The organism is Mycobacterium sp. DBP42 (assembly GCF_005924235.1).
Classification (GTDB): Bacteria; Actinomycetota; Actinomycetes; order Mycobacteriales; family Mycobacteriaceae; genus Mycobacterium; species Mycobacterium syngnathidarum.
Window position 1 is genome coordinate 148,077 of the sequence record NZ_VCMY01000003.1, and the last position, 25,510, is coordinate 173,586.

Annotated in this window: 24 protein-coding genes; 20 read left to right on the top strand and 4 right to left on the bottom strand. The window is 65.9% G+C overall.

Features of this window, described 5'->3' with window-relative positions; all coding sequences use genetic code 11:
- The first annotated feature begins 18 nt into the window (after positions 1–18).
- From E0T84_RS04880 to E0T84_RS04910, 7 genes are all read left to right on the top strand, one after another.
- Positions 19–3,972 (top strand): DNA-directed RNA polymerase subunit beta', encoded by a 3,954-nt coding sequence (locus tag E0T84_RS04880; protein ID WP_138743949.1) that lies wholly within the window; start codon positions 19–21, stop codon positions 3,970–3,972.
- A 154-nt stretch (positions 3,973–4,126) separates the two neighbouring features.
- Positions 4,127–4,879, top strand: a complete 753-nt coding sequence (locus tag E0T84_RS04885) for a deoxyribonuclease IV (protein ID WP_138743950.1) — start codon at positions 4,127–4,129, stop codon at positions 4,877–4,879.
- 66 nt (positions 4,880–4,945) lie between these two features.
- Complete coding sequence (locus tag E0T84_RS04890) at positions 4,946–6,082, top strand: phosphatase PAP2 family protein (RefSeq protein ID WP_138743951.1); 1,137 nt, start codon at positions 4,946–4,948, stop codon at positions 6,080–6,082.
- A 71-nt stretch (positions 6,083–6,153) separates the two neighbouring features.
- A complete protein-coding gene (locus E0T84_RS04895) occupies positions 6,154–7,809 on the top strand; it encodes an acyl-CoA dehydrogenase family protein (RefSeq protein ID WP_138743952.1) in 1,656 nt (551 codons plus the stop codon).
- 75 nt (positions 7,810–7,884) lie between these two features.
- The gene (locus E0T84_RS04900) at positions 7,885–8,805 is read left to right on the top strand and encodes a crotonase/enoyl-CoA hydratase family protein (RefSeq protein WP_138743953.1); all 921 of its coding nucleotides are present in this window, start codon (positions 7,885–7,887) and stop codon (positions 8,803–8,805) included.
- A 1-nt stretch (position 8,806) separates the two neighbouring features.
- Entirely contained in the window at positions 8,807–9,538 is a 732-nt protein-coding gene (locus E0T84_RS04905) for a PaaX family transcriptional regulator C-terminal domain-containing protein (protein ID WP_138743954.1), read from the top strand.
- A complete protein-coding gene (locus E0T84_RS04910) occupies positions 9,535–10,302 on the top strand; it encodes a crotonase/enoyl-CoA hydratase family protein (protein WP_138743955.1) in 768 nt (255 codons plus the stop codon). The genes E0T84_RS04905 and E0T84_RS04910 overlap by 4 nt, the downstream gene beginning before the upstream one ends.
- Here E0T84_RS04910 and E0T84_RS04915 read toward each other — a convergent pair.
- Both E0T84_RS04915 and E0T84_RS04920 read right to left on the bottom strand, forming a co-directional pair.
- Positions 10,299–10,715 carry a DUF3060 domain-containing protein gene (locus tag E0T84_RS04915; RefSeq protein ID WP_070944314.1) on the bottom strand — a complete coding sequence of 139 codons (417 nt, stop codon included), beginning with the start codon at positions 10,713–10,715 and terminating at the stop codon, positions 10,299–10,301. The two genes, E0T84_RS04910 and E0T84_RS04915, sit on opposite strands and share 4 nt — an antisense overlap.
- Positions 10,716–10,756: 41 nt before the next feature.
- Positions 10,757–11,119 carry a DUF3060 domain-containing protein gene (locus E0T84_RS04920; protein WP_371725697.1) on the bottom strand — a complete coding sequence of 121 codons (363 nt, stop codon included), beginning with the start codon at positions 11,117–11,119 and terminating at the stop codon, positions 10,757–10,759.
- A 147-nt stretch (positions 11,120–11,266) separates the two neighbouring features.
- Between E0T84_RS04920 and E0T84_RS04925 the strand changes: the two genes are divergently transcribed.
- The 11 genes from E0T84_RS04925 (at position 11,267) to E0T84_RS04975 (ending at position 21,559) form a co-directional block, all read left to right on the top strand.
- A complete protein-coding gene (locus tag E0T84_RS04925; protein WP_138743956.1) occupies positions 11,267–11,851 on the top strand; it encodes a DUF3558 domain-containing protein in 585 nt (194 codons plus the stop codon).
- A 2-nt stretch (positions 11,852–11,853) separates the two neighbouring features.
- Positions 11,854–12,381: a DUF3558 domain-containing protein gene (locus E0T84_RS04930; protein ID WP_249383577.1), complete on the top strand. Its 528-nt coding sequence runs from the start codon at positions 11,854–11,856 to the stop codon at positions 12,379–12,381.
- A 79-nt stretch (positions 12,382–12,460) separates the two neighbouring features.
- A complete protein-coding gene (locus tag E0T84_RS04935) occupies positions 12,461–13,084 on the top strand; it encodes a TetR/AcrR family transcriptional regulator (RefSeq protein ID WP_019344482.1) in 624 nt (207 codons plus the stop codon).
- A 270-nt stretch (positions 13,085–13,354) separates the two neighbouring features.
- Complete coding sequence (gene rpsL / locus E0T84_RS04940; RefSeq protein ID WP_003881867.1) at positions 13,355–13,729, top strand: 30S ribosomal protein S12; 375 nt, start codon at positions 13,355–13,357, stop codon at positions 13,727–13,729.
- Positions 13,729–14,199: a 30S ribosomal protein S7 gene (rpsG, locus tag E0T84_RS04945; RefSeq protein WP_003881868.1), complete on the top strand. Its 471-nt coding sequence runs from the start codon at positions 13,729–13,731 to the stop codon at positions 14,197–14,199. Before rpsL ends, rpsG begins: the two co-directional genes overlap by 1 nt.
- 85 nt (positions 14,200–14,284) lie before the next feature.
- Entirely contained in the window at positions 14,285–16,387 is a 2,103-nt protein-coding gene (gene fusA, locus E0T84_RS04950; protein ID WP_070944311.1) for an elongation factor G, read from the top strand.
- Between the two features lie 89 nt (positions 16,388–16,476).
- Complete coding sequence (gene tuf, locus E0T84_RS04955) at positions 16,477–17,667, top strand: elongation factor Tu (RefSeq protein WP_070944310.1); 1,191 nt, start codon at positions 16,477–16,479, stop codon at positions 17,665–17,667.
- A 208-nt stretch (positions 17,668–17,875) separates the two neighbouring features.
- Complete coding sequence (locus tag E0T84_RS04960) at positions 17,876–18,748, top strand: hypothetical protein (protein WP_138743957.1); 873 nt, start codon at positions 17,876–17,878, stop codon at positions 18,746–18,748.
- Between the two features lie 85 nt (positions 18,749–18,833).
- Positions 18,834–19,673, top strand: coding sequence for a cutinase family protein (locus E0T84_RS04965; protein WP_070944308.1), 840 nt, complete (start codon positions 18,834–18,836; stop codon positions 19,671–19,673).
- A 57-nt stretch (positions 19,674–19,730) separates the two neighbouring features.
- Positions 19,731–20,570, top strand: a complete 840-nt coding sequence (locus E0T84_RS04970; RefSeq protein WP_138743958.1) for an SHOCT domain-containing protein — start codon at positions 19,731–19,733, stop codon at positions 20,568–20,570.
- A 134-nt stretch (positions 20,571–20,704) separates the two neighbouring features.
- Positions 20,705–21,559, top strand: a complete 855-nt coding sequence (locus E0T84_RS04975) for a mycofactocin-coupled SDR family oxidoreductase (protein ID WP_070944306.1) — start codon at positions 20,705–20,707, stop codon at positions 21,557–21,559.
- 33 nt (positions 21,560–21,592) lie between these two features.
- Here the strand turns inward: E0T84_RS04975 and rocD are convergent, their stop codons facing one another.
- A complete protein-coding gene (rocD, locus tag E0T84_RS04980) occupies positions 21,593–22,843 on the bottom strand; it encodes an ornithine--oxo-acid transaminase (protein ID WP_138743959.1) in 1,251 nt (416 codons plus the stop codon).
- Positions 22,840–23,685 (bottom strand): dimethylargininase, encoded by an 846-nt coding sequence (ddaH, locus tag E0T84_RS04985; protein ID WP_138743960.1) that lies wholly within the window; start codon positions 23,683–23,685, stop codon positions 22,840–22,842. Before ddaH ends, rocD begins: the two co-directional genes overlap by 4 nt.
- Before the next feature lie 113 nt (positions 23,686–23,798).
- On the opposite strand from ddaH, the gene E0T84_RS04990 reads away from it, so the two are divergent.
- Together E0T84_RS04990 and E0T84_RS04995 are read left to right on the top strand one after the other, a co-directional pair.
- Entirely contained in the window at positions 23,799–24,245 is a 447-nt protein-coding gene (locus E0T84_RS04990; protein WP_138744026.1) for an Lrp/AsnC family transcriptional regulator, read from the top strand.
- Positions 24,246–24,312: 67 nt separating this feature from the next.
- Complete coding sequence (locus E0T84_RS04995) at positions 24,313–25,500, top strand: FAD-dependent oxidoreductase (protein ID WP_138743961.1); 1,188 nt, start codon at positions 24,313–24,315, stop codon at positions 25,498–25,500.
- Positions 25,501–25,510: the final 10 nt, after the last annotated feature.

Here is a 25,510-nt window from a genome sequence, read left to right on the forward strand (position 1 = left end):
AAGGGGAAAGGGAGTTACGTGCTAGACGTCAACTTCTTCGATGAACTCCGCATCGGCCTGGCCACTGCGGACGACATCCGCAACTGGTCTTTCGGCGAGGTCAAGAAGCCGGAGACCATCAACTACCGCACCTTGAAGCCGGAGAAGGACGGCCTGTTCTGCGAGAAGATCTTCGGACCGACTCGCGACTGGGAGTGCTACTGCGGCAAGTACAAGCGCGTCCGGTTCAAGGGCATCATCTGTGAGCGCTGCGGCGTCGAGGTGACCCGCGCCAAGGTGCGCCGTGAGCGGATGGGCCACATCGAGCTGGCCGCACCCGTCACGCACATCTGGTACTTCAAGGGTGTCCCGTCCCGGTTGGGCTACCTGCTCGACCTGGCCCCGAAGGATCTGGAAAAGATCATCTACTTCGCGGCCTACGTGATCACCTCGGTCGACGACGAGATGCGCCACAACGAGCTGTCCACGCTCGAGGCCGAGATGGCCGTCGAGCGCAAGGCCGTCGAGGACCAGCGTGACTCCGACCTGGAGGCCCGGGCCCAGAAGCTCGAGGCCGACCTGGCCGAGCTCGAGGCCGAGGGTGCCAAGTCCGACGTGCGCCGCAAGGTGCGCGACGGCGGCGAGCGTGAGATGCGTCAGCTCCGTGACCGGGCCCAGCGTGAGCTGGACCGGCTCGACGAGATCTGGACCACCTTCACCAAGCTGGCTCCCAAGCAGCTCATCGTCGACGAGGTGCTCTACCGCGAGCTGCAGGACCGCTACGGCGAGTACTTCACCGGTGCCATGGGTGCCGAGTCGATCAAGAAGCTCATCGAGAACTTCGACATCGAGGCCGAGGCCGAGAACCTGCGGGAGACCATCCGCAGCGGCAAGGGCCAGAAGAAGCTGCGCGCCCTCAAGCGTCTGAAGGTTGTCGCGGCCTTCCAGCAGTCGGGCAACTCCCCGCTGGGCATGGTGCTCGACGCCGTCCCGGTGATCCCGCCGGAGCTGCGTCCGATGGTTCAGCTCGACGGTGGCCGGTTCGCCACCTCCGACCTGAATGACCTGTACCGCCGCGTGATCAACCGCAACAACCGGCTCAAGCGACTGATCGATCTGGGTGCGCCCGAGATCATCGTCAACAACGAGAAGCGCATGCTTCAGGAGTCGGTGGACGCGCTGTTCGACAACGGCCGTCGCGGCCGTCCGGTCACCGGACCGGGCAACCGCCCGCTCAAGTCGCTGTCCGATCTGCTCAAGGGCAAGCAGGGCCGCTTCCGTCAGAACCTGCTCGGTAAGCGCGTCGACTACTCGGGCCGTTCGGTCATCGTGGTCGGCCCGCAGCTGAAGCTGCACCAGTGCGGTCTGCCGAAGCTGATGGCGCTGGAGCTGTTCAAGCCGTTCGTGATGAAGCGGCTGGTCGACCTGAACCACGCCCAGAACATCAAGAGCGCCAAGCGCATGGTCGAGCGTCAGCGTCCGCAGGTGTGGGATGTCCTCGAAGAGGTCATCGCCGAGCATCCCGTGCTGCTGAACCGTGCACCTACCCTGCACCGCCTGGGTATCCAGGCCTTCGAGCCGCAGCTGGTGGAAGGCAAGGCCATCCAGCTGCACCCGCTGGTGTGTGAGGCATTCAACGCCGACTTCGACGGTGACCAGATGGCCGTGCACCTGCCGCTGTCGGCAGAGGCGCAGGCCGAGGCCCGCATCCTGATGCTGTCCTCGAACAACATCCTGTCCCCGGCGTCGGGTAAGCCGCTGGCCATGCCGCGTCTGGACATGGTGACCGGTCTGTACTACCTGACCACCGAGGTGGCCGGGGATTTCGGCGAGTACGCGCCGGCCGGCAAGGATTCGCCGGAGCAGGGTGTGTACAGCAGCCCGGCCGAAGCCATCATGGCGCTGGACCGCGGTGCCCTGTCGGTGCGCGCCAAGATCAAGGTGCGGTTGACCGACGCGCGTCCGCCGGCCAACGTCGAGGCTGAACTGTTCGAGAACGGCTGGAAGCCGGGCGACGCCTGGACCGCCGAGACCACGCTGGGCCGGGTGCTCTTCAACGAGCTGCTGCCCAAGGGCTACCCGTTCGTCAACGAGCAGATGCACAAGAAGGTCCAGGCCCGGATCATCAACGACCTGGCCGAGCGCTTCCCGATGATCGTGGTGGCGCAGACCGTCGACAAGCTCAAGGACGCCGGCTTCCACTGGGCCACCCGTTCGGGTGTCACGGTTTCGATGGCCGACGTTCTGGTGCCGCCGCAGAAGCAGGAGATCCTGGAGCGGCACGAGGCCGAGGCCGAGGCGATCGAGCGCAAGTACCAGCGCGGCGCGCTGAACCACAACGAGCGCAACGAGTCCCTGGTCAAGATCTGGCAGGACGCCACCGAAGAGGTGGGTAAGGCGCTGGAGGAGTACTACCCGGCCGACAACCCGATCATCACGATCGTGAAGTCGGGCGCCACGGGTAACCTCACCCAGACCCGCACCCTGGCCGGCATGAAGGGTCTGGTGACCAACCCGAAGGGTGAGTTCATCCCGCGCCCGATCAAGTCCTCGTTCCGCGAGGGCCTGACGGTGTTGGAGTACTTCATCAACACCCACGGTGCCCGTAAGGGTCTGGCCGACACCGCTCTTCGTACCGCCGACTCGGGTTACCTGACCCGTCGTCTGGTGGACGTGTCGCAGGACGTCATCGTTCGCGAGAACGACTGCGAGACCGAGCGCGGCATCGTCGTCACGCTGGCCGAGCGCGCTGCGGACGGTTCGCTGATCCGCGACGCACACGTCGAGACCTCGGCGTTCGCCCGGACCCTGGCCACCGACGCAGTCGATGCCGACGGCAACGTCGTCATCGAGCGCGGCCATGACCTGGGTGACCCGGCCATCGACGCGCTGCTGGCTGCCGGCATCTCGCAGGTGAAGGTGCGCTCGGTGCTGACCTGTGGCTCGGCTGCCGGTGTGTGTGCCAAGTGCTACGGCCGTTCGATGGCCACCGGCAAGCTGGTCGACATCGGCGAGGCCGTCGGCATCGTCGCCGCCCAGTCCATCGGTGAGCCCGGTACCCAGCTGACCATGCGTACCTTCCACCAGGGTGGTGTTACCGGTGGCGCCGACATCGTCGGTGGTCTGCCTCGCGTGCAGGAGCTGTTCGAGGCTCGTATCCCGCGGAACAAGGCGCCCATCGCCGACGTCGCGGGTCGGGTCCGGCTGGAGGAGAGCGACAAGTTCTTCAAGATCACCATCGTTCCCGACGACGGTGGCGAGGAAGTTGTCTACGACAAGCTCTCCAAGCGTCAGCGCCTGCGCGTGATCACCCACGAAGACGGCTCCGAAGGTGTGCTGTCCGACGGTGACCACGTCGAGGTCGGTGACCAGCTGATGGAAGGCTCCGCCGATCCGCACGAGGTGCTGCGTGTCCAGGGCCCCCGCGAGGTGCAGATCCACCTCGTCAAGGAGGTCCAGGAGGTCTACCGGGCCCAGGGCGTGTCGATCCACGACAAGCACATCGAGGTCATCGTCCGGCAGATGCTGCGTCGCGTCACGATCATCGACTCGGGCGCCACGGAGTTCCTGCCCGGTTCGCTCACCGAGCGTGCCGAGTTCGAGACCGAGAACCGTCGCGTCGTGGCCGAGGGCGGCGAGCCCGCGGCCGGACGTCCGGTGCTGATGGGTATCACCAAGGCATCGCTGGCCACGGATTCGTGGCTGTCGGCGGCGTCGTTCCAGGAGACCACCCGCGTGCTCACCGATGCGGCGATCAACTGCCGCAGCGACAAGCTGCAGGGTCTGAAGGAAAACGTGATCATCGGCAAGCTGATCCCGGCCGGTACCGGCATCGCCCGATACCGCGACATCCAGGTGCAGCCGACCGAAGAGGCCCGCGCTGCGGCGTACACGATCCCGTCCTACGAGGATCAGTACTACAGCCCGGACTTCGGTGCGGCCACCGGTGCCGCGGTGCCGCTGGACGATTACGGGTACAGCGACTACCGCTAGTCAGTCACGGAAAAGCCCCCGCTCCGGCGGGGGCTTTTTCGTGCGGGTTGGTGGTCGAGTGGCCAGTTATGCCACGCACATCGACGGTTCGCGTGGCATAACTGGCCACTCGACCGTGAAAAGACTGTCACCGTCCCCGCCTAGACTTGGCGGCGTGCTCATCGGCTCGCATGTAGACAACACCGACCCATTGGCCGCGGCAGCCGCAGACGGCGCCGACGTGGTGCAGTTTTTCCTCGGTAATCCGCAAAGCTGGAAGAAACCCAAGCCCCGTGAGGATGCCGAGGTGCTCAAGGCGTCGACGGTGCCGCTGTATGTGCACGCGCCGTACCTGATCAACGTGGCGTCGGCCAACAACCGGGTGCGGATTCCGTCCCGCAAGATCCTGCAGGACACGTGCGACGCCGCCGCGGAGATCGGCGCCACCGCGGTGATCGTGCACGGAGGCCATGCCGATGACAATGACATGGAGGCCGGGTTCGAACGTTGGGTCAAGGCCCTGGACTCGCTGAACACCGACGTGCCGGTCTACCTGGAGAACACCGCGGGTGGCGAGCACGCGATGGCCCGGCATTTCGACACCATCTCCAAATTGTGGGATCGCATCGGGGACAAGGGAATCGGCTTTTGCCTCGACACGTGTCATGCCTGGGCGGCGGGGGAGGCGTTGATCGACGCGGTGGACCGGATCAGGGCCATCACGGGTCGCATCGACCTGGTGCACTGCAACGATTCGCGCGACGCGGCCGGTTCGGGCGCGGATCGTCACGCCAATTTCGGTGCCGGGCAGATCGATCCACAATTGCTGGCGGCGGTGGTCAAGGCGGCCGACGCGCCGGTGATCTGTGAGACCGCGGAAGAAGGACGCAAGGACGACATCGCCTTCTTGCGTGAGCACGCGGGCTGATAACGATCGGTGGTCTGAATCGTTATCAACGACCGCGTGACGTGTAGGTGAACTAACGTCACTTCTGTGACCGCGGTTGATGACTCGGTAACCGAAGCAGCTCCCGCGCAGGCGGGAGCGACGGCACGTGCGCGTCGACTGCGAATCCTGCGGTACGCGGCGATCCTGACCTGGGCTGCCGTGGTGATCTACCGCACCGCCACCGACGGTTTCGCGTTCAACCGCGAGCTGTTGCTGCTGTACATCGCGACCGGGCTGTTGGCTGCGAGCATCGGGCAGGGCCGTCGGATGCTCTACGTCATCCGTGACTGGCTGCCGTTTGCCGTGGTGCTGGCCGCCTACGACCTCAGCCGTGGTGCGGCGACCCTCGTCGGCCGGCCCACCTTGTGGCATTGGCAGGTCGACGCGGACCGGTGGATGTTCTTCGGCACGGTTCCCACGGTGTGGCTGCAGGAACGGCTCAAACTGGCCCACCCGCCGTGGTGGGAGGTCGTGATCAGCACCGTGTACATGTCGTTTTTCATCCTTCCTTACGTCGTTGCCGGTGTGCTGTGGCTGCGGGACCGCGAGGAGTGGAAGCGGTTCGTCCGCTTGTTCGTCGGGCTGTCGTTCGTGGCCTTGGCCATCTATGCGCTGCTGCCTGCCGCGCCGCCGTGGGCCGCTGCGCGATGTACCGCAGGTGACGTCGACGGTGGTCCGTCGGGGCCGCGGTGCATGTTCCGGTCGGCGCGCGAAGCCGTCGACGGCGGGCTGCTCGGCGCCATGGAGGGCAGTCGGGACGGTGCCCACGAGTGGATCGAACGGATCGTCACCCGCGGCTGGGGCAAGCTCAACTTGCATACCGCGACGGCACTGATCGATCAGGGGCAGGCCAGCGTGAACCTCGTCGCGGCGATCCCGTCCCTGCATGCGGGGCTCACCGCGGCGGTCGCGGCGTTCTTGTGGAATCGGGTGAACCGTGGATGGCGGCCGTTGTTGGTGGCCTACCCGCTCATCATGGCCTTCACGTTGGTGTACACCGCCGAGCACTATGTGGTCGACATCCTGCTCGGCTGGACCCTGGCAGCGGTGGTGCTGTTCGCGCTCAATCGGTTTGAGGCGTGGCGGTCGGCACGGCCGCGTGAGCGCGACGAACGGCCCGACGAACGGCCCCGCGACAGTGCCGAGCTGCCCACCGCAGTGGGAGAGCTCGATCCGGTGTGACCGGCCGAGCCGAGAGGCCGCACCGCATTACAACTATTGTGCGACTGTCGGAAATTTGTAACACTGGGGTCATGGCTGTTGATCCTTCGCTCCTCGCCTCCGCGGGCACGCATGTCGTCACCAATCAGGTCCCCGCATTGGAGGGTTACAACCCAGCGACCTCACCGGTGCTCGCCGAGGCACTGATCCGCGAAGGCGGGGAGTGGGGCATCGACGAGGTTCACGAGCTCGGCGCGATCAACGGCAGCGCCCAGGCTCAACGCTGGGGTGAGCTGGCAGACCGCAACCAGCCGGTGTTGCACACCCATGACCGCCTCGGCTATCGGATCGACGAAGTCGAGTACGACCCGGCGTATCACGAGCTGATGAACGTGGCCGTCACCCACGGCCTGCACGGCGCTCCGTGGGCCGATGAGCGCGAGGGATCGCATGTGGTCCGCGCCGCCAAGACCTCGGTGTGGACCGTCGAGCCCGGGCACGTCTGCCCGATCTCGATGACCTATGCCGTCGTGCCCGCACTGCGGTTCAACCCCGAGCTGGCGGCCATCTACGAGCCGCTGCTGACCAGCCGGGTCTACGACCCCGAACTCAAGCTCGCCACGACCAAGGCCGGCATCACCGCGGGCATGTCGATGACCGAGAAGCAGGGTGGCTCCGACGTCCGCGCCGGCACCACCGAAGCCACGCCGAACGGTGACGGCACGTACTCGCTGCGCGGGCACAAGTGGTTCACGTCGGCGCCGATGGGCGACATCTTCCTGGTTCTCGCACAGGCCCCGGGCGGCCTGAGCTGTTTCTTCCTGCCGCGCATCCTGCCCGACGGCAGCCGCAACCGGATGTTCCTGCAGCGACTCAAGGACAAGCTCGGCAACCACGCCAACGCCTCCAGCGAGGTCGAGTACGACGGCGCCACCGCCTGGCTGGTCGGCGAGGAGGGCCGCGGCGTGCCGACCATCATCGAGATGGTCAACCTCACCCGGTTGGACTGCACGCTGGGCAGCGCCACCAGCATGCGGAGCGGGCTGACCCGCGCCGTGCACCACGCCCAGCACCGAAAGGCGTTCGGCGCCTATCTGATCGATCAGCCTCTGATGCGCAACGTGCTGGCCGACCTGGCCGTGGAGGCCGAAGCGGCGACCATGCTGGCGATGCGGATGGCCGGTGCCACCGACAAGGCGGTCCGCGGCGACGAGCGGGAAGCGCTGCTGCGTCGTATCGGCCTGGCGGCCGGCAAGTACTGGGTGTGCAAGCGCGCCACTCCGCACGCCGCCGAGGCGATGGAATGCCTGGGCGGCAACGGCTACGTCGAGGATTCCGGTATGCCGCGGCTGTACCGCGAGGCCCCGCTGATGGGTATCTGGGAGGGCTCGGGCAACGTCAGCGCGCTGGATACCTTGCGCGCCATGGCTACCCGGCCGGAGAGCGTCGAGGTGCTGTTCGACGAACTGTCCAAGACCGCCGGACAGGACCCGCGGCTGGACCGCCATGTCACCACACTGCAGAACGACCTGGCCGACTTGGAGACGATCCAGTACCGCGGTCGTAAGGTGGCCGAGGACATCTCGCTGGCGCTACAGGGCGCGCTGCTGGTGCGTCACGGACATCCGGCGGTGGCCGAGGCCTTCCTGGCCAGCCGGCTCGGCGGGCAGTGGGGCCAGGCCTTCGGCACCTTGCCGACCGGGCTGGACCTCGCGCCGATCCTCGAGCGTGCGCTGGTCAAGGGGTGACGGCCAGCAAAACTGCGCATTTTCGAGCCAATCGTGGACAGTTTTGTGTCTGCTCGCGGGGAAGGTGACCAACGCATGACCGTCGATTTCGACAATCTCAAGACCATGACTTATGAGGTCACCGACCGGATAGCGCGCATCACGTTCAACCGCCCCGAAAAAGGCAATTCGATCGTGGCGGACACTCCGCTGGAACTGCAGGCACTGGTCGAGCGTGCGGACCTCGATCCGAATGTGCACGTGATCCTGGTATCGGGCCGCGGTGAGGGCTTCTGCGCCGGCTTCGACCTGTCCGCCTACGCCGACGGCACGGGTGAGGCCGGGGGGCATCGCTACGACGGGACCGTGTTGTCGGGTAAAACCCAGGCCGTCAACCATCTTCCGGATCAACCGTGGGATCCCATGGTCGACTACCAGATGATGAGCCGGTTCGTGCGCGGCTTCTCCAGCCTGATGCATGCCGACAAGCCGACCGTGGTCAAGATCCACGGCTACTGCGTGGCCGGCGGAACCGACATCGCTCTGCACGCCGACCAGGTGATTGCCGCCGCCGATGCCAAGATCGGCTATCCGCCGATGCGGGTCTGGGGTGTTCCGGCCGCAGGCCTGTGGGCGCACCGGCTGGGGGATCAACGCGCCAAACGCCTTCTGTTCACCGGAGATTGCATCACCGGAGCGCAGGCCGCCGAGTGGGGTCTGGCTGTCGAGGCGCCTCAGCCGGAAGATCTCGATGAGCGCACCGAGCGTCTCGTCGCACGCATCGCCGCGATGCCGGTCAATCAGCTCATCATGGCCAAGCTGGCCTGCAACACGGCCCTGCTGCAGCAGGGGGTGGCAACCAGCCGGATGGTCAGCACCGTGTTCGACGGCGTCGCCCGGCACACTCCTGAAGGGCACGCTTTCGTCGCCGACGCGGTTGAGCACGGCTTCCGCGAAGCGGTGCGTCACCGCGACGAGCCGATGGGCGACCACGGGCGTAGGGCGTCCGGGGTCTGAGATGCCCGGGCTCAAACGGATGACGGCCCGCTCGGTGGTGTTGAGCGTGCTGCTCGGTGCGCATCCGGCCTGGGCCAGCGCTGCCGAATTGGTCCGGCTGACAGCCGATTTCGACATCAAAGAGCCGACGCTACGGGTGGCGCTGACCCGGATGGTCAGTGCCGGGGACTTGGTTCGTTCCGAGGACGGCTACCGGCTCTCGGACCGGTTGCTGACCCGCCAGCGCCGCCAGGACGACGCGATCGACCCGCGGCTTCGCGGGTACGACGGGCAGTGGCTGACCCTCGTCATCACCAGCGTCGGCACCGATGCCCGGACCCGGGCTTCCCTGCGCAATACGTTGCAGCAGTATCGCTTCGGTGAACTGCGCGAGGGGGTGTGGATGCGCCCGGACAACCTCGAGCAGGTATTGCCCCAGGAGATCACCGACCGGGTGCGGCTGTTGCACGCTCGTGATGAGGATCCGTCCGGCCTGGTCGCCAGGTTGTGGGATCTACCGGGCTGGCGGCGCACCGGCGAGCAGTTGTTGCACGAGATGGCCGACGCGACCGATGTCCCGGGCCGGTTCGTCGCGGCCGCCGGGATCGTGCGCCACCTGCTGGCTGACCCGGTGTTGCCGGACGAGCTGCTGCCGGACGACTGGCCGGGTGCTGAATTACGCAAGGCGTACAACGACTTTGCCGCCGAACTCGTCGAGCGGCGCGACGGTACCGAACTGATGGAGGCGACATGACCGACGCTGTGCGGGTGGAACGTAACGGACCGGTGACCACGGTCGTCATCGACCGGCCGCATGCCCGCAACGCGGTCGACGGCCCTACCGCCGCGGCCCTGTACGCCGCGTTCGAACAGTTCGACGGCGATGACGACGCCGCCGTGGCGGTGCTGACCGGCGCGGGTGGGACATTCTGTGCGGGAGCCGATCTCAAGGCATTCGGCACGCCGGAGATGAACCGGCTCGATCCTGCCGGCCCCGGGCCCATGGGGCCGAGCCGGATGGTGTTGTCGAAGCCCGTGATCGCGGCGATCAGCGGCCACGCGGTGGCCGGGGGACTGGAACTGGCCCTGTGGTGTGACCTGCGGGTGGTCGACGAGGACGCCGTGATGGGGGTGTTCTGCCGCCGGTGGGGTGTACCGCTGATCGACGGCGGCACCGTGCGGCTGCCCCGGTTGATCGGGCACAGCCGCGCCATGGATCTGATTCTGACCGGACGCGCCGTCGACGCCGACGAAGCTCATGCGATCGGCCTGGCCAACCGGGTGGTGCCCAAAGGTCAAGCCCGTAAGCACGCCGAGGAACTGGCCGCCGAGCTGGCCCGGCTACCTCAGCAATGTCTGCGGGCCGACCGGCTTTCGGCCCATCATCAGTGGGGCGAATCGGAGCAGGCGGCAATGGATTTCGAATTCGCCAGCATCGCCCGTGTCGCAGATGAGGCCGCCTATGGTGCCGGACGGTTTGCCTCAGGCGCAGGCCGGCACGGGGCCAGCGCAGACTAGCCCTTGTTGACCTTGTTGTTGCTGCCGGTGTTGTTGATCTTCGGGTCGCCCGCGTCGTAGGTGACGGTGTTGTTCAGCCCGAAGATCGTCAGTCCCTTGTCGATCCGCTCGAACGTGATCTTGTTGTCGGATCCGCCGATGTTCACGTTGGCGCAGGTGCCCTTGACCGTCAATGTGTTGTTGGTGCCGCCCACGGTGAGCGACTTGCCATCGGCGCAGTCGATGTCAGTGGTGGTGCCGACCGACATGTAGTTGATGGTGTTGCCGACTTCGACATTGACCCCCGACTCGCCCGCGGTGGCGCTGGGCGTGGTGGTGTCCGAGCTTTCGGAACCGCAGGCCGCCAGGCTGAGCGCAGCGGCTGCCGCGCCGACTCCGAGGATCAGCTGGGTGTGGGGGAAACGGGTACGCACGGGTCTTCTCTGCTTTCTTGCTCAGACGTCGTCAGGCGTCGTCAGGCGGGTACACGGCTGATCTGGTTTGTCATCCCCAGTTCGCGGCCGCGGTCGACGAGTATGGGATCGCCGTTCTTGAAGAACACCGTCTGGTCATAGCCGTACACGGTCACGTCGTTGATGACGTTGTCGGCGACGATCACGTTGGACGACCCCTGCACGGCCACTGCCCAGCAGGTGCCCAACGCGTTGACCCGGATGTCGGTTCCGTTGACGAACAACGTCGCGTTGTTGCAGTCGATGGTCTGTTCGACGCCCTGGCCGGTGATGGTGGTGTCACCGTTCTTGGCCGCCGCGCCGGGCGCGCCGATGGTGAGTGCCAACGGCAACGTGAGCAGTCCGGCAACAGCTATCCGACCCACAGCTTTCCAATTCACGGTGAGATCCCCTTCCGATCCGCTGGGAGAAGAGTACGTGGAGCCCTTGCGCTGTCGGCAAGTGTTGACCAGTTTGGCGGGCGGTTGCCGACAGGTCGCGTGCGGTGTCACTGCTCGGTACCGTGTTCAGCAATGCGTCGGTGTGTTGTTCAGGCTGCTGCCGTGGCAGTCACAGCCGTGGTGACCGTCGCGGGGTGTTCGCACACCATCGACGGCGCTGCCCGGCGTGCGTCGGCCGACACCGACGACCCCGATCGCAGTTTCGGGTACGTGGACGACCGGTGTGGCCTGCTCGTCGACAGCACCGTCCAGGAGATCCTGGCCGCCGACAACGTGGTGCGCCCCTACAGCGGCGCGGTCTGCCAGTACGTGTTGTCGCGCAACGCCCAGCCCGGTCCGCAGCCCAATTCGAGTTCACCGGCGATGCTCGACGTGATCTTCTCCTGGTTCGAGGAGGGCTCGCTGGATCGTGAGCGGGCGGTGGCCCGTAGTCGGGATGCGGAGATCACCGATGTGGTGGTCGAGCGGCATCAGGCGTTCTTGGCCCGTCGAGATGTGACGGGCGCGGCCTGCTCGGCGACGGCGGCCGCCGGGTCGGGCGTGATCAGTTGGTGGGTGCAGTTCCGCAGTGTGGGCGGTGCGGTGCAGGCGGGCAAAGGTGATCCGTGCCGGGACGCCAAGAAATTGCTTTCAGCCACTCTTCAATCGGAACTCTGACCGTGGCGCACCGCTACCTCGCCGCGAGGTGTCTGGTCGGCTTCGCAGCCGGAATCGCCCTCGCCGCGTGTGCGCCGACGGAACCAGCGTCGACGTCGGGACCGGTGGCTCGCGGCGACGGCTTTCACGGCGCGGACTGCAACGGCGTCACCGATGCCGACATCGCTGATGCCGTCGGCTCGTCGATGTTCACCAAGGCGGTGGTCAGCGACACCGGGTGTTTCTGGCAGGAGAACTCGGTGCTGGGCACCTTCGGTGCCGGGATGGGCATCTCCACCTGGTGGTACCGGGGCAGCGACATGGACACCGAGAGGACGCTGGAGACCCGGGCCGGACGCACCCTGACCGAGCTGTCGATCGACGGCCACCAGGGCTTCCGCGCGTCGGATCCCAATGTCTGCAGTGTCTATGTGGCCAAGGGACGGGACGTCATCACATGGTCGATTCAGACGATGAACCCGGCCACCCTGCCCGACCTGTGCCAGGTCACCGAGAAACTCGCCCGGCTCAGTCAGGGCCGGGTGAACTGATCTGCGCTGTCTGAGGGGCTAGAGTTTCACGGCGGCCCAAATCTGGGCGTCAATCACATCGACTCGAAGGCAGTGCCACATGTCAGCTCGGCCGGAGGCACAGGCGGCTGGAACCCGGCGTTCCCAGTCCCGGCCGGCGCGGACCACGAAGCTCAGCCGTGACGCGATCGTCAACGCGGCGCTGACGTTCCTGGACCGTGAGGGTTGGGATGCGCTGACCATCAATGCCCTGGCCGGCCAGCTGGGAACGAAGGGCCCGTCGCTCTACAACCACGTGCACAGCCTCGACGACCTGCGGCGTACGGTCCGGATGCGGGTGATCGACGACATCATCGAGATGCTCAACACCGTCGGCGCCGGCCGTACCCGAGACGATGCGGTGGCGGTCATGGCCAGCGCCTACCGCAGCTACGCGCATCACCATCCGGGCCGCTACTCGGCTTTCACGCGGATGCCCTTCGGCGGGGACGACCCGGAGTACTCGGCAGCCACCAAGGCTGCGGCCGGGCCGGTCATCGAGGTCCTCACCTCGTACGGGTTGGAAGGCGAGGACGCGTTCTATGCCGCGCTGCAGTTCTGGTCGGCTCTGCACGGCTTCGTCCTGCTGGAAATGACGGGCGTTATGGACGATATCGACACCGATGCGGTGTTCACCGATATGCTGCGACGACTGGCCGCCGGGATGGGGCAGTCGGAGTCGTAGCGTCTGACCTGGGATAAGGTCGTCGTGAGCGGGTTTGGTTCGTCACGCCCAGCCCTGGTATTGTGGTAGATCGTGCCTGGCCGGAAGGCGCACGTGGCTGAGTGTTTCGCTAGCGTGCCCGCACGCCGGGCGAATTTGCATGTCTAACACGCATCGGAATTCCACTGGTGTGAGCACATGCGACACGCCCGGCCGCGGGGTACGCGGCCCGGGGGATAACTGCAGTACAGAGACTTAAACAGCAAGAAGCAACACAGAGAAAGCCGGTACATGCCAACCATCAACCAGCTGGTCCGCAAGGGTCGCCGCGACAAGGTCGCGAAGGTCAAGACCGCGGCCCTCAAGGGCAGCCCGCAGCGCCGTGGCGTGTGCACCCGCGTGTACACCACCACCCCGAAGAAGCCGAACTCGGCGCTTCGCAAGGTCGCTCGCGTGAAGCTGACCAGCGGCGTTGAGGTCACCGCCTACATCCCCGGTGAGGGTCACAACCTGCAGGAGCACTCGATGGTGCTGGTGCGCGGTGGTCGTGTGAAGGACCTCCCGGGTGTCCGTTACAAGATCATCCGCGGGTCGCTGGACACCCAGGGTGTCAAGAACCGCAAGCAGGCCCGTAGCCGTTACGGCGCCAAGAAGGAGAAGAGCTGATGCCGCGCAAGGGTCCCGCGCCGAAGCGCCCGTTGGTCAACGATCCGGTTTACGGGTCGCAGCTGGTCACCCAGCTGGTCAACAAGGTTCTGCTGGACGGCAAGAAGTCGCTGGCCGAGCGCATTGTCTACGGCGCGTTGGAGCAGGCTCGCGACAAGACCGGTACTGATCCGGTCGTCACCCTCAAGCGCGCGCTCGACAACGTCAAGCCCGCCCTCGAGGTGCGCAGCCGCCGCGTCGGTGGTGCCACCTACCAGGTGCCGGTCGAGGTTCGCCCCGATCGCTCCACCACCCTGGCCCTGCGTTGGCTGGTCAGCTTCTCCAAGGCCCGTCGTGAGAAGACCATGATCGAGCGCCTCGCCAACGAGATCCTCGACGCCAGCAACGGCCTGGGCGCCGCTGTGAAGCGTCGTGAGGACACTCACAAGATGGCCGAAGCGAACCGGGCTTTCGCGCACTACCGCTGGTGACGCACGGAGCTTGCTCCGTGCGCGGCGTAGCCGCGACCAGATTCAAAATCAGCCTTTAGACAGTAATCTTCCCGAAGGGAATCCCGTGGCACAGGACGTGCTGACAGACCTGAACAAGGTCCGCAACATCGGCATCATGGCGCACATCGACGCCGGCAAGACGACGACGACCGAGCGCATCCTCTATTACACCGGCGTCAACTACAAGATCGGTGAGACGCACGACGGTGCGTCGACCACCGACTGGATGGAGCAGGAGCAGGAGCGTGGTATCACCATCACCTCCGCAGCCGTCACCTGCTTCTGGAACAACAACCAGATCAACATCATCGACACCCCCGGGCACGTCGACTTCACCGTCGAGGTGGAGCGCAGCCTGCGCGTGCTCGACGGTGCCGTTGCCGTGTTCGACGGCAAGGAGGGTGTTGAGCCCCAGTCCGAGCAGGTGTGGCGTCAGGCCGACAAGTACGACGTGCCCCGGATCTGCTTCGTCAACAAGATGGACAAGCTCGGTGCGGACTTCTACTTCACCGTGCAGACCATCAAGGACCGCCTCGGCGCCAAGCCGTTGGTGATCCAGCTGCCGATCGGCGCCGAGAACGAGTTCGAGGGCATCATCGACCTGGTCGAGATGAACGCCAAGGTATGGCGCGGTGAGACCAAGCTCGGTGAGAGCTACGAGACCGTCGAGATCCCCGCGGATCTGGCCGACAAGGCCGAGCAGTACCGCAGCGAGCTGTTGGACACCGTCGCCGAGACCGACGAGGAGCTTCTGGAGAAGTACCTCGGCGGCGAAGAGCTCACGATCGATGAGATCAAGGGCGCGATCCGCAAGCTGACCGTGAGCAGCGAGCTGTACCCGGTGCTGTGCGGCAGTGCGTTCAAGAACAAGGGTGTGCAGCCGATGCTGGACGCCGTGATCGATTACCTCCCGTCGCCGCTGGATGTCGAGTCCGTCAAGGGCCACGTCCCCGGCAAGGAGGACGAAGAGATTCTGCGCAAGCCGTCGACCGAAGAGCCGTTCTCTGCTCTGGCGTTCAAGATCGCTGTGCACCCCTTCTTCGGCAAGCTCACCTACGTCCGCGTGTACTCGGGCAAGGTCGAGTCCGGTGCCCAGGTCATCAACGCCACCAAGGGCAAGAAGGAGCGTCTGGGCAAGCTGTTCCAGATGCACGCGAACAAAGAAAATCCGGTCGAGTCGGCCTCGGCGGGTCACATCTACGCCGTGATCGGTCTGAAGGACACCACCACCGGTGACACCCTGTGCGATCCGAACCAGCAGGTCGTGCTGGAGTCGATGACCTTCCCGGATCCGGTTATCGAGGTGGCCATCGAGCCGAAGACCAAGAGTGACCAGGAGAAGCTGGGCACCGCGATCCAGAAGCTCGCCGAAGAGGACCCGACCTTCAAGGTGCACCTGGACCAGGAGACCGGCCAGACCGTCATCGGCGGTATGGGCGAGCTGCACCTGGACATCCTGGTGGACCGTATGCGTCGCGAGTTCAAGGTCGAGGCCAACGTCGGTAAGCCCCAGGTGGCTTACCGCGAGACCATCCGCCGCAAGGTGGAGAAGGTCGAGTTCACCCACAAGAAGCAGACGGGTGGATCCGGCCAGTTCGCGAAGGTGCTCGTCGACCTCGAGCCGTTCATCGGCGAGGACGGTGCCACCTACGAGTTCGAGAACAAGGTCACCGGTGGCCGCATCCCGCGCGAGTACATCCCGTCGGTGGATGCCGGTGCGCAGGACGCCATGCAGTACGGCGTGTTGGCCGGCTACCCGCTGGTGAACCTGAAGCTGACGCTGCTCGACGGCGCCTACCACGAGGTCGACTCCTCGGAAATGGCGTTCAAGGTGGCGGGTTCGCAGGTGCTGAAGAAGGCTGCCCAGGCGGCCCAGCCGGTCATCCTCGAGCCCATCATGGCTGTCGAGGTCACGACGCCCGAGGATTACATGGGCGACGTGATCGGCGACCTGAACTCCCGCCGTGGTCAGATCCAGGCCATGGAGGAGCGCAGCGGTGCGCGTGTCGTCAAGGCGCAGGTACCGCTGTCGGAGATGTTCGGCTACGTGGGCGACCTTCGGTCGAAGACCCAGGGCCGGGCGAACTACTCCATGGTGTTCGACTCGTACGCCGAAGTTCCGGCGAACGTGGCGAAGGAGATCATCGCGAAGGCGACGGGTCAGTAAGCTCGTCGCGGCAACTCTCGCGGGCACACAACTGAACACATCAAAACTGCTTTAAGTAAAAGCACCAACAAGTCCAGGAGGACACCACAGTGGCGAAGGCGAAGTTCGAGCGGACGAAGCCGCACGTCAACATCGGGACCATCGGTCACGTTGACCACGGCAAGACCACGCTCACCGCAGCAATCACCAAGGTTCTGCACGACAAGTACCCCGAGTTGAACGAGTCGCGCGCATTCGACCAGATCGACAACGCGCCTGAGGAGCGTCAGCGCGGTATCACGATCAACATCTCGCATGTTGAGTACCAGACCGAGAAGCGCCACTACGCACACGTGGACGCCCCCGGCCACGCCGACTACATCAAGAACATGATCACCGGTGCCGCCCAGATGGACGGCGCGATCCTGGTGGTCGCCGCGACCGACGGCCCGATGCCGCAGACCCGCGAGCACGTGCTGCTGGGCCGCCAGGTGGGTGTGCCCTACATCCTCGTGGCGCTGAACAAGTCGGACATGGTCGACGACGAGGAGCTCCTCGAGCTCGTCGAGATGGAGGTCCGCGAACTGCTGGCCGCCCAGGAGTTCGACGAGGACGCCCCGGTCATCCGCGTCTCCGCGCTGAAGGCGCTGGAGGGCGACCCGAAGTGGGTCAAGTCGGTTGAGGACCTCATGGAGGCCGTCGACGAGTCGATCCCGGATCCGGTTCGCGAGACCGACAAGCCGTTCCTGATGCCCGTCGAGGACGTCTTCACCATCACCGGTCGTGGCACCGTGGTGACCGGTCGCGTCGAGCGTGGCGTGATCAACGTCAACGAAGAGGTCGAGATCGTCGGCATCCGCCCGACCACGACCAAGACCACCGTCACCGGTGTGGAAATGTTCCGCAAGCTGCTCGACCAGGGCCAGGCCGGCGACAACGTCGGTCTGCTGGTTCGTGGCATCAAGCGCGAGGACGTCGAGCGTGGCCAGGTTGTGGTCAAGCCCGGCACCACCACCCCGCACACCGAGTTCGAGGGCAGCGTCTACATCCTGTCCAAGGACGAGGGCGGCCGCCACACGCCGTTCTTCAACAACTACCGCCCGCAGTTCTACTTCCGTACCACGGACGTGACCGGCGTGGTTACCCTGCCCGAGGGCACCGAGATGGTGATGCCCGGTGACAACACCGACATCTCCGTCAAGCTGATCCAGCCCGTCGCCATGGACGAGGGCCTGCGCTTCGCGATCCGCGAGGGCGGCCGTACCGTCGGCGCCGGCCGGGTTACCAAGATCATCAAGTAGGTTCCACCTACTGGATCACTTCGGTGATGATCTGACCTAGCACGCGAAAACCCCCGAAATCTCGCAGATTTCGGGGGTTTTTGCGTGCCGGAACACGGACCCGCGCATGTCGCGCGGTCGGGTGATAGTTTGGCTGTGGCGACGTCGTTGAAAATGCAACGGTCTCCGACCACGATCGTTACGGGGCGAGCTAGAGATGGACGTTGATGTGACAGAACCGATCTCCGCGTCGGTGCCGCTCGCCGACCGGATCCGTACTCAGTTGAGTCCGTCACGCATCGTCGCAGGCGTCTCGACCACGGTCGCGGTTGTCGCGGTCGGCGCCCTGGTGTGGGTGGTCGGGGACGAACCAGAGAAGCCGGCGGCCGAGACCGAAAGGCCCGTCGCCGTCGCGGCAGCACCTGTCGAGCACGCGCAGCAAGTGGCCGCCCACCCCGCACCGTCACCGTCGGTGATCCCGGACGTGCTCCCTTCCGTGACGCCCTCTCCGAAACCGCAGAGTCGCACCACTTCGTTGCTGCCGGCCCCCGGCGGAACGAGCCGGAGTTCCAACATCGTGAGCCGTTCGGAACCGGTCTTGCCATCGTTGCCCGAGGCGCCGGCAGAGGTGCCCAGCATCTCCTGGCCGCAATTCGACACCGCCACGATGCAGCCTCCGTGGTCGGCGCTGATCGACACCAACGCGCAGAACACCGCGGGCACCATCGCTTCTTCGGTTTCCGGCGGGGTGAGCGGCATCGGCGGCGGAGCACTGGATTTCCTGAGTGCTGTCATCACAGTTGCCAACTACGGCAACGAGAACGGCGGCTTGCCCTCCCCGGATGGTTTGACCGCGCTGATGCTGGGCCCGGCCGTCGCGGGTGCGGGCATGCCTGCCCTTCCGCCGCCGCCGGCGTTCGATTTCACGAAGTTGCCGCCGCCGCCGGCGTTCGATTTCTCCAAGTTGCCGCCCCCACCGGCGTTCGACTTCTCCAAGTTGCCACCGCCTCCGCCGCCGCCCGCGCTGCCACCGCCTCCTTCGCTCGACAACCCGCTCACCAAGCTGCCGAGTATCACCCGGGCGGTCGGCCTGCCGTTCTGATCCCTCACCTCACGACCCGGATGTAACAGATGTGGTGTGTGAGGCGATGCACCCCACGTAGGCCAAAGGGTTTGGGGGTCCGCTGATGTTTCGACGGATAGTTGCACTGGTAGGTGCCGGTGCGGTCGCCAGTGCGGCGCTGATAGGCCTGGCGGGCCCGGCAGCGGCGAGCCCTGGATGTCCTGACTTGCACTGGATCGGTGTCGCCGGCTCCGGCGAGCGTGACGATCCGACGGTCGACGCGGGCATGGGCCGCGTCGTCTACAACTCGTTGCGTGACCTGTCGCAGTGGGTGCAGCAGGACGGCCGCACGATGTCGGCCGAGGCCGTGGCCTATCCGGCGGCGCCGGTACCGGCAGACGGGGACTTGCTGGGCTGGGGCGGCTTCATGAGCAGCGTCGACACCGGTGTGGCAGCCCTGGGCAACCAGTACGCGGCGTTCACCCAGCGGTGCCCGTCCAGCCAGGTGATCCTGGCCGGCTACTCGCAGGGAGCGATGGTGGTGCACCGCAATCTGGCCGGGTTGTCGGGTAGCCCGAATCTGGCCGCTGCATTGTTGGTGGCCGACGGTGACCGGTTGCCCGCCGACCCCACCGTCAACCTGGGCACCGCGACCGCGGTGCCCGGAGCCGGCAAGGGCGTCGCGCAGGATTGGCCGATCCTGGCCCACGCTCCGGCACCGCTGACTGCCACGATCGGCAGCCGCACCATCAGCGTGTGCGACCGCGGTGACGCGGTCTGCGACTACGACGAGGACGCCGAAGAGGTGACGGCCACCGCCATCGCCGTGCACACCAGCTACGCCCGCTCGAGCAGCGGGGGATACCGGTGGACCTGGCCGCTGTACCGGATGTTGGGTCCTGCCCCGATGCAGCAGCAGACGGTGCCGACGGCAGTCGCGACCGATGGAGTCGTTCACTCCTGATCCGCAGGGTCTCGGGCGCTAATCTGATGGCGCTTGAGACGACGACAGGAGCCCGTGATGTCCACATTCTGGCGGTACGTACGCATTCAGGCCTTCGTACTGTTGTGCGGCATCGTCGGTCCGATATTCCTGGTCATCTACTTCGTCGCCGGCGGTGATCCGATGATGAAATGGATGTTCTGGACCGGGCTGTTGGTCACCGCGATCGACGTTCTGATTGCGTTGGGCCTCACCGCTGCCGGGTCGAAGTCGGCCGCGCAGAACGAGAAGCTCGAACAGGTCGGGGTACTGGCCCTGGCCCAGGTCACCGGAATTCACGAGACCAACACCCGCATCAACGAGCAGCCGCTGGTGAAGTTGGATCTGCAGATCTCTGGACCCGGCATTGCGCCGTTCGCCAGTCAGGACCGCGTGCTGGCCTCGGTGTCGCGGTTGCCCATGATCACCAACCGCAAGTTGGTCGTCTTGGTCGACCCGGCCACCAACGAATACCGGATCGATTGGGAGAGAAGCAGTCTGGTCAGTGGCCTGATGCCGGCGACGTTCACGATCGCCGAGGAGAACAGGACCTACGACCTCACCGGCCAATCCGGCCCGCTGATGGAGATCCTGCAGATCCTGAAGACGCACGGCATCACCATCAACAACATGGTCGACCTGCGGGCCAATCCGGTGGCCCGCGAAGAGGTTCAGGCCGTGGTGCGGCGCACGGCCGCACAGCAGCCCTCGCCGTCGGTCGCCGCCCCGGAACCGGCCGCGCCTTCGGCACCGTTCCTCGCGCCGCCCGCGCCGTCGACCGCCCAACGCCTTCAGGAACTGGAAACCCTGCGTGCGACCGGTGCCATCAGCGAAGACGAGTACGCGGCCAAACGACAGCAGATCATCGCCGATCTCTGATCTGGCGTTGGACGAACCGGATCGGGCACCGTGTGAGCTGGCGCATCATCTGGCATTCCATTCATCGGTACGGACAGGAACACGTTCTACTTCTGCTGTTAGCCTGTGGCCAGGCTCACTGAAAGGACCCCGGGATGTCGGCAGGTAACGGAACTCTGGAAGGCCGGGTGGCATTCGTCACCGGCGCTGCACGCGGCCAGGGGCGCGCGCATGCGGTGCGATTGGCCAACGAAGGTGCCGACATCATCGCGATCGATGTGTGCCGGTCGGTCGACGACACGATCACCTATCCGGCCGCCACGTCGGAGGAACTTGCCGAGACCGTCGCCGCCGTGGAGGCCGCCGGCCGCAAGGTGCTGGCCCGTGAGGTCGACATCCGTGATCTGGCCGCCCAGCAGCAGGTGGTGGCCGACGGTGTCGAGCAGTTCGGCCGGCTCGACATCGTGGTGGCCAACGCCGGAGTGCTCAGTTGGGGCCGGCTGTTCGAGCTTTCGCCCGAACAGTTCGACACGGTCGTAGACGTCAACCTCAACGGCACCTGGCGGACCATCCGGGCCGCGGTGCCCGCCATGATCGAGGCCGGCAACGGCGGGTCGGTCATCATCGTCAGCTCTTCGGCCGGGCTCAAGGCCACGCCGGGCAACGGGCATTACGCGGCCTCCAAGCACGGCCTGGTCGCGTTGACCAACACGCTGGCGCTTGAGGTGGGGGAGTTCGGGATTCGGGTCAACTCGATCCACCCCTACTCGATCGACACCCCGATGATCGAGCCGGAGGCGATGGCCGAGATCTTCGCGAAGTATCCGAGCTACCTGCACAGCTTCGCGCCCATGCCCTACCACAAGGTGACCGACGGCAAGAACGAGGGACTTGCGGCGTTCATGGCTCCGGAAGAGGTCGCCGACGTCGTGGCCTTCTTGGCCAGTGACAACTCGGCAACCTTGTCGGGCAGCCAGATCGCCGTCGACCGGGGCGTGCTCAAGTACTGATTTCTCCGCGCCGGTCAGCCCGGCAGGACCGGCCTACCGGCGCGCGTGCACCAGGGTGTCGGCGAATTGGTCGACGGCCCAGTCGAGTTCGTCGGCGGTCACCACCAGGGGCGGGGCGAACCGCAGGGTCGAGCCGTGGGTGTCTTTGACCAGCACGCCGCGTTCGGCCAACGCCAGGCCAAATTGCTTGCCGGTGCCCAGGTCTGGGTCGATGTCCACCCCTGCCCACAGGCCCATACCGCGTACCGCGATGACTCCGTGCCCGATCAGTTCGGTGAGGCGCTGGTGTAGGTGGGCTCCGAGTTCAGTTGAGCGGAGCTGGAATTCGCCACGGCGCAGCATGTCGACGACCGTGGTGCCGATGGTCGCGGCCAGTGGGTTACCGCCGAAGGTGGATCCATGTTCGCCGGGATGCAGAACGCCGAGGATGTCGCGGTCGGCCACCACCGCGGACAGCGGTACCACGCCACCGCCCAGGGCCTTGCCGAGCAGATACACGTCGGGTACCACATCCCAGTGTTCGCAGGCGAAGGTGCGTCCGGTGCGGGCCAGGCCGGACTGGATCTCATCGGCGATCATCAGCACGTTGTTGCGGGTACAGGTCTCGCGGACGCGGGGTAGAAAGTCGGCGGGCGGGACGATGATGCCGGCCTCGCCTTGGATGGGCTCGATGAGCACGGCGGCGGTGTTGTTGTCGATCGCCTCGTCGACCGCTCGGTGGTCGCCGAAGGGGACCGAGCGGAATCCCGGTGTGTACGGGCCGAAGCCGCGGCGCGCGGTTTCGTCGTCGGAGAAGCTGATGATCGTTGTGGTGCGCCCGTGGAAGTTGTTGTGCGCTACGACGATATTCGAGCTGTCGGCTTTCACGCCTTTGACGTCGGTGGCCCATTTGCGGGCCACTTTGATGCCGCTCTCCACCGCTTCGGCGCCGCTGTTCATCGGCAGCACCATGTCCTTGCCGCACAATCCGGCCAACGCTTCGGCGAACGGACCCAGGCGGTCGGAGTGGAAGGCGCGACTCACCAGGGTGAGCCGGTCCAGTTGGGTGTGCGCCGCGGCGATGATCTCGGGGTTGCGGTGGCCGAAGTTCACCGCCGAGTATGCGGCGAGGCAATCGAGGTAGCGGCGGCCGGTCACATCGGTGATCCAGGCTCCCTCGGCGCTGTGGGCAACCACTGGCAGCGGCGAGTAGTTGTGGGCGACATGGCGATTGTCGAGCGCGATCGCCTGGGTAGTTGTCGAATCCGGGGTGGCCTGGTTGTCCACACCGTCCAGGATGGTCATGGATGTAGCTCCAGGGTGCAGCATTTGACGGATCCGCCGCCTTTGAGGAGTTCGGACATGTCGACACCGATCGGTTCGAATCCGGCTCGGCGCAGTTGTGCGGCGAATCCGGTGGCGGCTGCGGGCATCACGACGTGGCGGCCGTCGGACACCACGTTGAGGCCGAGGACGTATGCGTCGGCCGAACCCACTTCGATGGCGTCGCCGAACAGGCCCACCAGTCGCTTTCGGGCGTCGTCGCTGAACGCCGGGGGATAGTAGGCGATCGTCGAGTCGTCGAGCACGGCCAACGCCGTGTCGAGGTGATAGAAGCGCGGGTCGACGAGTTCCAGGCTGGTGACCGCCAGACCCGTGATGGCCGCGATCTCACCGTGGGCGCGCAGGTCGGTGCGAAAACCGTATCCGGCCAATAGCTTTGACCCGGCCAGCAGCAGGTCGCCCTGGCCTTCGTTGACGTGGTCGGTGCGAACCGGACGGTGGCCGGCCGCCGCCATCCACTCGGCGTAGGCGTCGGCCTCACCGGCGCGCTGCGGGTAGGCGAATCGCGCCACCACGGCGGTGTCTCCGACCAGGAAGCCGCCGTTGGCGGCGTAGACCATGTCGGGCAGTCCGGCACGTGGGGCTACCAGGTCGACGGTGTGCCCCAGGTCGGCGTACACCCGCCGCAGCGTGTCCCACTGGGCCAGTGCGCGCGAGGTGTTCGCGGGTGTGGAGGTGTCCATCCACGGGTTGATGGCGTATTCGACGGTGAAGTACTCCGGGGAGGTCATGGCGTAGTGGCGGGTGGTGGCGGTCCGGGATCCGGGCGCAGCCTCGGGCATGACTTCATCGAAGATGGTCATGAATCGACGATATGAAGCGCTCCTGGCACAATCAATCACCGTTTGTTGCATGATAGCCAGGGATGCATTGCGTAAATTCCGACAATGCGAGGGTTTGTTGTGTGGAGGTCGACGTGGAGCGTCTGGACGACACCGATGAGCGGATTCTGGCCGAGCTCACCGAGCACGCCCGGGCGACATTCGCCGAGATCGGGGTGCGGGTGAATCTGTCGGCACCCGCGGTCAAGCGGCGGGTGGACCGCATGATCGCCGACGGGGTGATCCGGGGTTTCACCACCGTGGTCGACCGCAACGTGCTCGGCTGGAGCACGGAGGCCTATGTGCAGGTGTTCTGCCAAGGCACCATCGCGCCAGACCAGTTGCGCGCGGCCTGGATCGACATCCCGGAGGTGGTCAGCGCGGCGACGGTGACGGGCACTGCCGATGCCATCCTGCGCGTGCTCGCCCGGGACATGCGACACCTCGAGGAGGCCCTTGAGCGCATCCGGTCAACGGCACGGATCGAGCGCAGCGAGAGCATCGTGGTGCTCAGCAATGTCATCGACCGGGGTCGGCCGTGAGGCGCGTCGGCCTGCGCAAACGTAGGGTGCCCTACAACGTTTGACCTCGATCGTGTAAAAACCCCACGTGACTACTTCAGCGGGATCAGCAGCGGGCATCGTCATCGTCGGCGGCGGCTTGGCTGCGGCCCGGACGGCCGAACAGCTGCGCCGCTCGGAGTACGCCGGGCCCATCACCATCGTCAGCGACGAGGGCCATCTGCCCTATGACCGGCCGCCGCTTTCCAAGGAAGTGCTGCGCGCCGAGACGGACGACGTGACGCTCAAGCCGGCCGAGTTCTATGCCGAGAACAACATCACGTTGCGGCTCGGCTCCGCCGCGCGATCGGTGGATACCGCCGCCAAGACCTTGAAGCTCGCCGATGGCAGCGACGTGGCCTATGACGAGCTCATCATCGCCACCGGACTGGTGCCGAAGCGTATTCGGTCCTTCGGTGATCTGGCGGGCATTCACGTGCTGCGGAACTACGACGAGAGCATGGCGCTGCGCGAGCACGCCGGCAACGCTCGGCGGGCCGTCGTGGTCGGCGCGGGCTTCATCGGCTGCGAGGTGGCCGCGAGCCTGCGCAAGCTGGGCGTCGAGGTGGTGCTGGTGGAGCCGCAGCCGACGCCGTTGGCCTCGGTTCTCGGTGAGCAGATCGGGGCGTTGGTGACACGGCTGCACCGGGCCGAAGGCGTCGACGTGCGCTGTGGCGTGGGAGTGAGCGAGGTGCGTGGCGCCGACAAGGTCGAGCAGGTCGTGCTGGGTGACGGCACCGAGCTCGACGCGGATCTGGTGGTGGTCGGTATCGGTTCGCATCCGGCGGTGGAGTGGCTCGAAGGCAGTGGGATCGAGCTGGACAACGGCGTGGTGTGCGATGAGGTCGGCCGGTCCAGCGCCGCGGGTGTGTGGGCCATCGGCGATGTCGCGTCGTGGCGCGATCACGTGGGTGGCCAAGCGCGCGTTGAGCATTGGAGCAACGTGGCCGATCAGGCCCGGGCCATGGTGCCGGCGATCCTGGGCCAGGAGACCTCGCCCGTGGTCTCGGTGCCGTACTTCTGGAGCGATCAGTACGACGTCAAGATCCAGTGCCTGGGAGAACCTGAGGCCGACGATGTCGTGCACGTGGTGGAGGACGACGGACGCAAGTTCCTGGCCTTCTACGAGCGCGAAGGTGTGGTGGTCGGTGTGGTCGGCGGCGGTATGCCGGGCAAGGTGATGAAGGCTCGCGGCAAGATCGCCGCAGGCGCCCCCATCGCCGACGTCCTGGGCTGACGCCCGGCGA